Origin of the sequence: Paraburkholderia dipogonis, from assembly GCF_042680985.1 — a bacterium.
Classification (GTDB): Bacteria; Pseudomonadota; Gammaproteobacteria; order Burkholderiales; family Burkholderiaceae; genus Paraburkholderia; species Paraburkholderia phytofirmans.
In genome coordinates this window covers 903,584-910,873 of record NZ_JBHUFR010000006.1, presented here as the reverse complement: position 1 = coordinate 910,873, position 7,290 = coordinate 903,584, and the positions used below count along the sequence as shown (strand labels likewise).

Here is a 7,290-nt window from a genome sequence, read left to right as displayed (position 1 = left end):
TCCCGCCTCCCGCGCCCCGTTGTCCGAAGCACGAAAGAGCGAGATTCTAGCGACCCGCACCCCGCCTTGCAAGCGTTATTTTGATAGGCATGGATTGCGCCGGAAACGGCGCAAGGACGACGACAAAACCGGACACCCAGCAAGGGCAAAAAGAACCGAAAACCCGCATTCCACTAACAGCCTCAAAAGCACAATCACACAGCCGAGTGCTTAAGCATCACCCGCTCGACGACACCTAAATAGTGATCGAGATCCGGCGTAGCACGATTCTCTTCCTTGGCAAGATCGTCCCATCTACGCAGACGCAATGCGTCTTCCGCGTAGGGTTTTTGCAAGAACGCCTCAGCCTCCTCCTTGCTGAAAATGCCACCCTGCAATTCCAGGCTGCGCACCGAATCGGCGGAAAGCTGACCGAAATACGTGTCGTCGATGGCGCACAGGCAGCGCTTGGCGTCGACGTGCAAACGGATCGGCTCCAACACCGCGCTCGACAAAACCGGCCGCAAGAACGGCAACGCGAAATACTGATGCAGATCGTCGATGCCCCGCTCAGTCGGCGTCTCGCCCTGCAGATTGAGCAGGTGGCCGAGGTCGTGCAGAAACGCCGCGGCAACCAGTTCCTCGTCGGCGCCGGCCTCTTCCGCCAGCAAGCCGCTCTGCAACGCATGCTCTAGTTGCGTCACCGGCTCGCCGCTGTAAGCCAACTGGCCGTATTGTTCGAACAGGGAACGAATATCCTTCACATTCAATGCCACGCGCTTACTCCCACGGTAATGAAAAGGTCTTCAAATTGGTGAAGCTCTTCATGGCTTCCTGAACGCCTTCCTTATAGCCGAGCCCGGAGTCCTTGATGCCGCCGAACGGCGTCAGCTCGATCCGATAGCCGGGCACTTCCCACACGTTGACCGTCCCCACGCGCAATTCGTTAATGAAACGCGTGATCGCATCCTGCCGGTTCGTGCACACACCCGACGACAGCCCGAACGCCGTCCCATTGCTAATGCGAATCGCGTCGTCGATGGTGTCGAAGGCGATGATCGGCGACACCGGCCCGAAGGTCTCTTCGCGCACCAATGCCATCGACGGATCGACGCCGTCCAGCACCGTCGGCGCATACAACGCGCCTTTGCGCTGATTGCCAATCCGCAGACGCGCCCCGCTCGCCACCGCCTCATTCACGCGCGCCTCGAAAAGCTGCGCCGCGGCGACATCGATCACGGTGCCCATCTGATTCGAAGCATCGAACGGATCGCCGAAAGACCAGGCGCGCGTCTTCTCGACGACCAGATCGGCGAAGTCCGCCGCCACGCTTTTCTGCACCAGCATCCGCTTGACCGCGGTGCAGCGCTGCCCGGAGTTCTTGTACGAGCCTTGCACGGCGAGCGTCGCCGCGCGTTCGAGGTCGGCGTCGTCGAGCACGATCAGCGGATCGTTGCCGCCCAGTTCCAGCACCACGCGCCGGTATGCCGCCTTGCCCGCAATGTATTTGCCGATCGCCACGCCGCCCGTGAACGTGACGAGTTCCGCCAACGGATGCGTGATCAGTTCGTCGGCGATTTCGCGCGGATCGCCGGTCAGCACCTGCAGCATCGGTGCTGGCAGGCCGGCTTCGTACAGGACATCGGCGAAATAAAGCGCCGACAGCGGCACCTTTTCCGACGGCTTCAGCACGACGCGATTGTTCGTCGCGATGGCCGGCGCGATCTTGTGCGCGACCTGGTTCATTGGATGATTGAACGGCGTGATCGCGACGATCACACCCGCCAGCGGTTCGCGCTGCGAAAACACGCGCCGCTTCTTGCCATGCGGCGTCAGATCGCAGGAAAAGCTCTGGCCGTCGTCGCGCAACGCTTCGATCGATGCAAACTTCAACACGTCGGCGACGCGGCCGATTTCATAGCGCGAGTCCTGTTTCGACAACCCGGACTCGAGCGAAATCAGATCCGACGCCTCTTCGGTCCGCTCGCGCATGAGCGAAGCCGCGCGCTCCAGAATCTGCGAGCGTTCGTAACGCGTGAGTTTCGCTTCATAGGCCGCGGCGTATTCGAACGCGGCGCGCACGTCGTCGACGCTCGCCAGCGGGACCGTGCCCACGCGCGTTCCCGTATAAGGATCGGACACGTCGAGCGTGCGCGAGCGCGTCACGCGCTCGCCTTTGAGCCGCAGCGCTTCCGCCCGAAAAGCCGGATGGTCCCGCAGCACGGTGTTCATGATGACGACACGCGATTCAAGGCGATGTCGAAGATATCGAAGTTGCGCAGTCTCTTGCCGCTTTCACCACCGCTGGACGGCAACGCTTCGACACGCCGGTTGAACAGCAGCGGCACTTCCTGCTCGGAAATCCCGCCATGCGAGCGCAACGGCACCGTCAGCCCGGACAGATCATGTTCGGCGCGCCGCGTGCCGAGCACGACATGCTTAGTGCTGACCACGACGATATCGCCAACGCGGTCGTTCGGCAGTTCGAAGCGCTCGCAGGCCGCCGCGTTGTCGAGCACGGTATCGATCCCCTGCAAGCCGCCGATCCGCTCGATCACCTGCGCGACGCTGACATCGCGCGGCAGATAAATCGTCGCGAACGAGCCGAGCGCGCCGTGATGCACCACATACGGATCCGTGATCGGCAGAATGACGCGCGCACGGCCGGCGCCGAGCCAGTCGTCGAGCACGTCTTGCAGATAGATCACGTTCGGCTCGCCGGTCTGCGGATCGTGCTTGGCGTTCATGCCGTGATCGGCGGTCAGGCCGATCACCCAGCCGAGCGCGTCGAGCTTCGCGAGGTAGCCGTCCATCATCGCGTAGAAGGCGTTCGCGCCCTCGGTGCCCGGCGCCCATTTGTGCTGGATGTAGTCGGTGGTGGACAGATACATCAGGTCGAGCTTGCGCGTTTGCGCGAGCCGCACACCGGCTGCAAATACGAATTCGGACAGCCCGGCGCTATACACATCGGGTACCGGCATGCCAACCAGATCCAGTACTTCGCCGATGCCGTTTTCCTCGAACGTCACCTTGTCGGCTTTTTCCGCCGAGAAGCAGATGCCCTTCAACTGCCAGCCGAGCAGCCGGCGCAATTTGTCTTTCGCGGTGACCACGGCGACCGCCGCGCCGGCTTCGGCGGCAGCGGCGAGCAAGGTGCCCGCGCGCAGATAAGCTGGGTCGTTCATCATCACTTCCGCGCCTTCGCCGCCGTTCGCGTCCGGGTCCCAGAAGTAGTTGCCGCAGATGCCGTGCACCGAAGGCGGCACGCCGCACACGATCGACAGATTGTTCGGGTTGGTGAACGACGGAATCACGCAGTCGCCTTTGAAGGCGCCGCCGCCCTTGAGCATCTTGCCGATGAACGGCGCGACGCCCGCTGCGACCGCCGCTTCGAGATAATCGAATTCGCAGCCGTCGACGCACACCACCACCGTCGGCTGCGAGGGCAGCCGGTAGCCGCGGCCGTTGACTTCGATCGTGCGTTCGCTTGTGCTCGTGCCTGTGCTCGTATTTGCCATCGTTACCTTCCATGCGTGCCGGGCACGCGCGTTGTAGTCAGTTCGCTGCAACCATCTCAATCATTCGATGCCGCCGGCATCCGCACCACGTTCAACGGACCCGCCGTTTCGCACGCCGCGTGAGCGCGCTGCAAGCCGCCGTTCACATGCGCATGCATCAGCGCCGCGGCATGCTCGGCGTCGCGCGAAGCCAGCGCCTTCAGGATCGCGCGATGCTCGGCGAGCGAGCGCTCCATTGCATCGGCATGCACCACCAGCGCGGCACGTCGAAACAGACTCAATTCGCACACCAGCCGCCGGTACGTTTCATACAGTTTCGAATTGCCCGACGCCGCCACCAACGCATCGTGAAACGCCACATTCGCGCGCGCATACGCATCGTGATCCTCGCCGTCGAGCGCCGCGCGCATCGCGTCGAGCCAGTCACGCAACACCGCGAGCTTGCGGGCATCGATGCTCGCCGCCAGCATGCGGCACGCCGCCTCTTCGAGCACGGCGCGCACCGCGTAAATCTCATCCGCTTCCGCCAGCGACACCGTCCGCACGAACACGCCGCGATTCTTTTCGGTACGCACGAGGCCGGCCTGCTCCAGCGCGCGAAACGCCTCGCGCACCGGACCGCGCGACACCTGCAGACGCGTGGCCCAGTCGGCTTCGTTGAGCTTATCCCCGGGCGCGAGCGCCCCCTCGATGATGTGCCGTTCGATTTCGTCGCGAACCAGCGTCGTGAGCGAATGCCTGCGCACAACCTCAATCGGATCGACAGAAGCAGTTTGCATATATTCGGTCATTTTGACAAATTTCGCCACATCGATATGTGTATGAGCTTGCGCGCCGTCATGGCACGCAAGCACAACGATCAGGGTTCAGGCGTCAGTCGACCCGACGGCGCGGCACGCGCGCCGCGATCAACAGCAGCGCGGCCAGCGAGACCAGCAGAAGAATCAGCGACAGCGCGGAGGCCGGCAGGTAATAACCGCGCTCGACCTGACCGACGACCACGATCGGCACCGTGGCGAATCCAGGCGGATACACGGTCAGCGTGGCGCCGAGTTCTCCGAGCGAGAGCGCGAAGCCGAGCGCAAGACTCGCGCGGATCGCCGGCACCAGTTGCGGCAGCACGACGCGGCGCAGCACCATCGAAGGCGGCGCACCGAGGCTTGCCGCAGCTTCACGCAAGATCGTGAGCTCCGGGCGCAACGCGGCGGCGGCGCAGCGGTAGCAGAACGGCAGCACCAGCGCCAACTGCACGAACACGACGATCGCCGCCGAGCTCGACAGATCGAACGGCCGCTTGTGATACGCGATCAGCACCGCGAGTCCGAGCACCACGCTCGGCACGCCGTTGGGCATCATCGCGATGGTGTCGACGATCGCGCCGAGGCCACGGCGGTCGCGCCCTTCGAGCGCCAGCGCGAGCCACAGGCCGAGAATCGTGCCGAGCACCGCGACGCCCATGCCGATTTCGAGGCTGGTGGTGAGCGCGTCGAAGTCGCTCGAACCGAGGCGCTCGAACCAGCGCATGCTGAAGCCGTCAGGCAGGATCGTGCCGGACCAGTGCGCGGCCACGCTCGACAGTGCAACCACCAGCACCGGCAACACGAACAGCCAGAAGCACAGCAACGCGGCAAAGCCGAGAAACAGGCCGCCGAGCATGCGCACCGCCAGGCTGCGGCGCACCGGCCGCGCTTTCTTGTGCATGACCGGCAAAACGGTCGGGTCGAGTTCAACGGCCATGGCCCGCTCCTTTCACCTTGCGACGGTTGACCTGACGGTACAACGCGTACAGCGACAAAGACATGATCAGCATCACGACCGCGCCGGCGGCGGCGGTCGGCAGATCGAGATCGACGGTGGCGGAACTGTAGATCGCCACCGGCAGCGTGATCAGATGGGCGCTGCCGAGCACGAGCAGAATGCCGAACTCGTTGAGCGTCAGCAGAAAACACAGGATCGTGCCGGCGGCGATGCCCGGCCACGCGAGCGGCAGGATCACCTTGAACGCGACCATCCAGCCGCTCGCGCCGAGGCTGCGGGCGGCTTCGATCAGACGCATGTCGAGCGTGGCGAACGAAGCGAGCGTGGGACGCACGACGAACGGCGCGTAGAACACGACTTCAGCGAGAATCACGCCGCCCACGCCGAACAGGAAATCGAGCGGCGGCGTCTGCAGATGAAAGAGCCGCTGCAAGCCGATGCTGACGGAGCCTTGCGAGCCGTATAGAAAGATCAGCGTGAAAGCGACCAGAAACGACGGGAACGCCACGAACAGTTCGAGAAAGCGCGTGATCATCCGCGCGCCGGGAAACGGCTTGAAGAACAGGATCGACGCCAGCGCGACGCCGAGCAGCGACGCGAGCCCGGCGCTGGCGAACAGGATCCACAACGTCGTGCCGATCACGCCGCTCGTTTCCGGGTTACTGAAGAAGGCCGAATAAGCATGCAGGCTCAAGCCATGCGGACCGGTCAGGCTCAGCAGCACGAGACGCACGAGCGGGTAGACGACCAGCGGCCCGAGCACTACCACCAGGATGAACAGCAGATGCCATTGCCCGGCGCGTTCGCGGCGCTTTACCGCGGCCGTATGCGAAGCGGCGCTGGCGCTGCGGCGCACGTCGGCGGCGGCATCGGCGGCATCGGCGGCGGCGGAGCCGAGCGGGTTCGGCGTATCAGGGGTGGATAAGGACGACATCGTCAGCCTCGTAACGCAGGGAAATACGCGCGCCCTTCTCCGGCATCATGCCGTGGCCGCGCTGCATGGTGACGAGCACCGCCTCATTCGGCATGGCGTCCAGCGCGACGGAGACCGACAAAACCGCGCCGTACCATTCGACCGAGGTGATCGCGCCGTGCAACTGCCCTTCGCCGAGCGGCACGACACGCAGCGCCTCCGGACGCAGACAGGCCACGCGATCGCGCTCGTTGTAGCGGGGGTCGTCCATGCTGAAAGCGACCTGGGGCGGCAGCAGATTGGCCGCGCCCAGATAGCGCGCGACGAAGCCGTCAGCCGGCGCGTCGTACAGCTGCTGCGGCGTGCCGAGTTGGGCGATGCGGCCTTCGCGCATCAACAGCGTGCGGTCGGACAACACCAGCGCGTCGTCCTGATCGTGCGTCACGCAGACGATCGTCAGATTCGGCAGGCGCTCATGCAGCGCCTTGAGTTCGGAACGCACCGACGCGCGCAGATTGGCGTCGAGTGCGGAAAGCGGTTCGTCGAGCAGCAGCACATCGGGCTCGATCACGAGCGCACGCGCGAGCGCCACGCGCTGCTGCATGCCGCCCGACAATTGCGCGGGCATCACGTGGCCGGCGTCGCCGAGTTGCACCAGCTTCAGCGCGTCGGCGACGCGCCGTGCGACATCTCTGGACTGCGTGCGACGCGCGCGCAATCCGAACGCCACGTTCTCGAACACCGACAGATGGGGAAACAGCGCATAGCTCTGGAACAGCAGACCGAGATTGCGCTTGTGCGGCGGCACGTGCGTGAGATCGTGACCAGCCACGGTCAGCGTGCCGGCCAGTCCGTCCGCTTCGATAAACCCGGCGATGAAACGCAACAACGTCGTCTTGCCGCAACCGCTGCGGCCGAGCACGGTGAGCAATTCGCCGCGCTGGATCGTCAACGACAGATCGTCGAGCACCGTGCGCGAACCGAAGCGCACCGTCAGATGATCGATCTGCACGCCGCCCGGCGTAGTCGAGCGCGCGGCGTCGAGCGCGTCCGGTGCGGCGCCGAGCGCGCCGGGTTGAGCAAGACTGGCGGTATTCACCGGGTTTATCCTCCAACTGGATT

7 protein-coding genes are annotated in these 7,290 nt (G+C 64.4%); all 7 read right to left on the bottom strand.

Annotation, left to right across the window (positions count from 1 at the left end; translation table 11 throughout):
- Nucleotides 1-194: 194 nt before the first annotated feature.
- A complete protein-coding gene (locus ACFSNN_RS08740) occupies nt 195-755 on the bottom strand; it encodes a phosphonate degradation HD-domain oxygenase (RefSeq protein WP_134465336.1) in 561 nt (186 codons plus the stop codon).
- Nucleotides 756-759: 4 nt separating this feature from the next.
- Complete coding sequence (gene phnY, locus ACFSNN_RS08735) at nt 760-2,211, bottom strand: phosphonoacetaldehyde dehydrogenase (protein WP_134465337.1); 1,452 nt, start codon at nt 2,209-2,211, stop codon at nt 760-762.
- On the bottom strand, nt 2,208-3,497 hold the full coding sequence (phnA, locus tag ACFSNN_RS08730; RefSeq protein WP_134465338.1) for a phosphonoacetate hydrolase: 1,290 nt from the start codon (nt 3,495-3,497) through the stop codon (nt 2,208-2,210). The genes phnY and phnA overlap by 4 nt, the downstream gene beginning before the upstream one ends.
- 56 nt (nt 3,498-3,553) lie before the next feature.
- Nucleotides 3,554-4,288, bottom strand: coding sequence for a phosphonate utilization associated transcriptional regulator (locus tag ACFSNN_RS08725; protein ID WP_134465339.1), 735 nt, complete (start codon nt 4,286-4,288; stop codon nt 3,554-3,556).
- Between the two features lie 82 nt (nt 4,289-4,370).
- The gene (phnV, locus tag ACFSNN_RS08720; RefSeq protein WP_134465340.1) at nt 4,371-5,234 is read right to left on the bottom strand and encodes a 2-aminoethylphosphonate ABC transport system, membrane component PhnV; all 864 of its coding nucleotides are present in this window, start codon (nt 5,232-5,234) and stop codon (nt 4,371-4,373) included.
- Complete coding sequence (locus ACFSNN_RS08715) at nt 5,224-6,189, bottom strand: 2-aminoethylphosphonate ABC transporter permease subunit (RefSeq protein WP_134465341.1); 966 nt, start codon at nt 6,187-6,189, stop codon at nt 5,224-5,226. The genes phnV and ACFSNN_RS08715 overlap by 11 nt, the downstream gene beginning before the upstream one ends.
- Entirely contained in the window at nt 6,167-7,267 is a 1,101-nt protein-coding gene (gene phnT / locus ACFSNN_RS08710; RefSeq protein WP_134465342.1) for a 2-aminoethylphosphonate ABC transport system ATP-binding subunit PhnT, read from the bottom strand. Before phnT ends, ACFSNN_RS08715 begins: the two co-directional genes overlap by 23 nt.
- Nucleotides 7,268-7,290: the final 23 nt, after the last annotated feature.

Coding starts and splice junctions, on each gene's coding strand:
- phnY (WP_134465337.1), bottom strand. CDS start 2,211: ATGAACACCGTGCTGCGGGACCATCCGGCTTTTCGGGCGGAAGCGCTG.
- phnA (WP_134465338.1), bottom strand. CDS start 3,497: ATGGCAAATACGAGCACAGGCACGAGCACAAGCGAACGCACGATCGAA.
- ACFSNN_RS08725 (WP_134465339.1), bottom strand. CDS start 4,288: ATGACCGAATATATGCAAACTGCTTCTGTCGATCCGATTGAGGTTGTG.
- phnV (WP_134465340.1), bottom strand. CDS start 5,234: ATGGCCGTTGAACTCGACCCGACCGTTTTGCCGGTCATGCACAAGAAA.
- ACFSNN_RS08715 (WP_134465341.1), bottom strand. CDS start 6,189: ATGTCGTCCTTATCCACCCCTGATACGCCGAACCCGCTCGGCTCCGCC.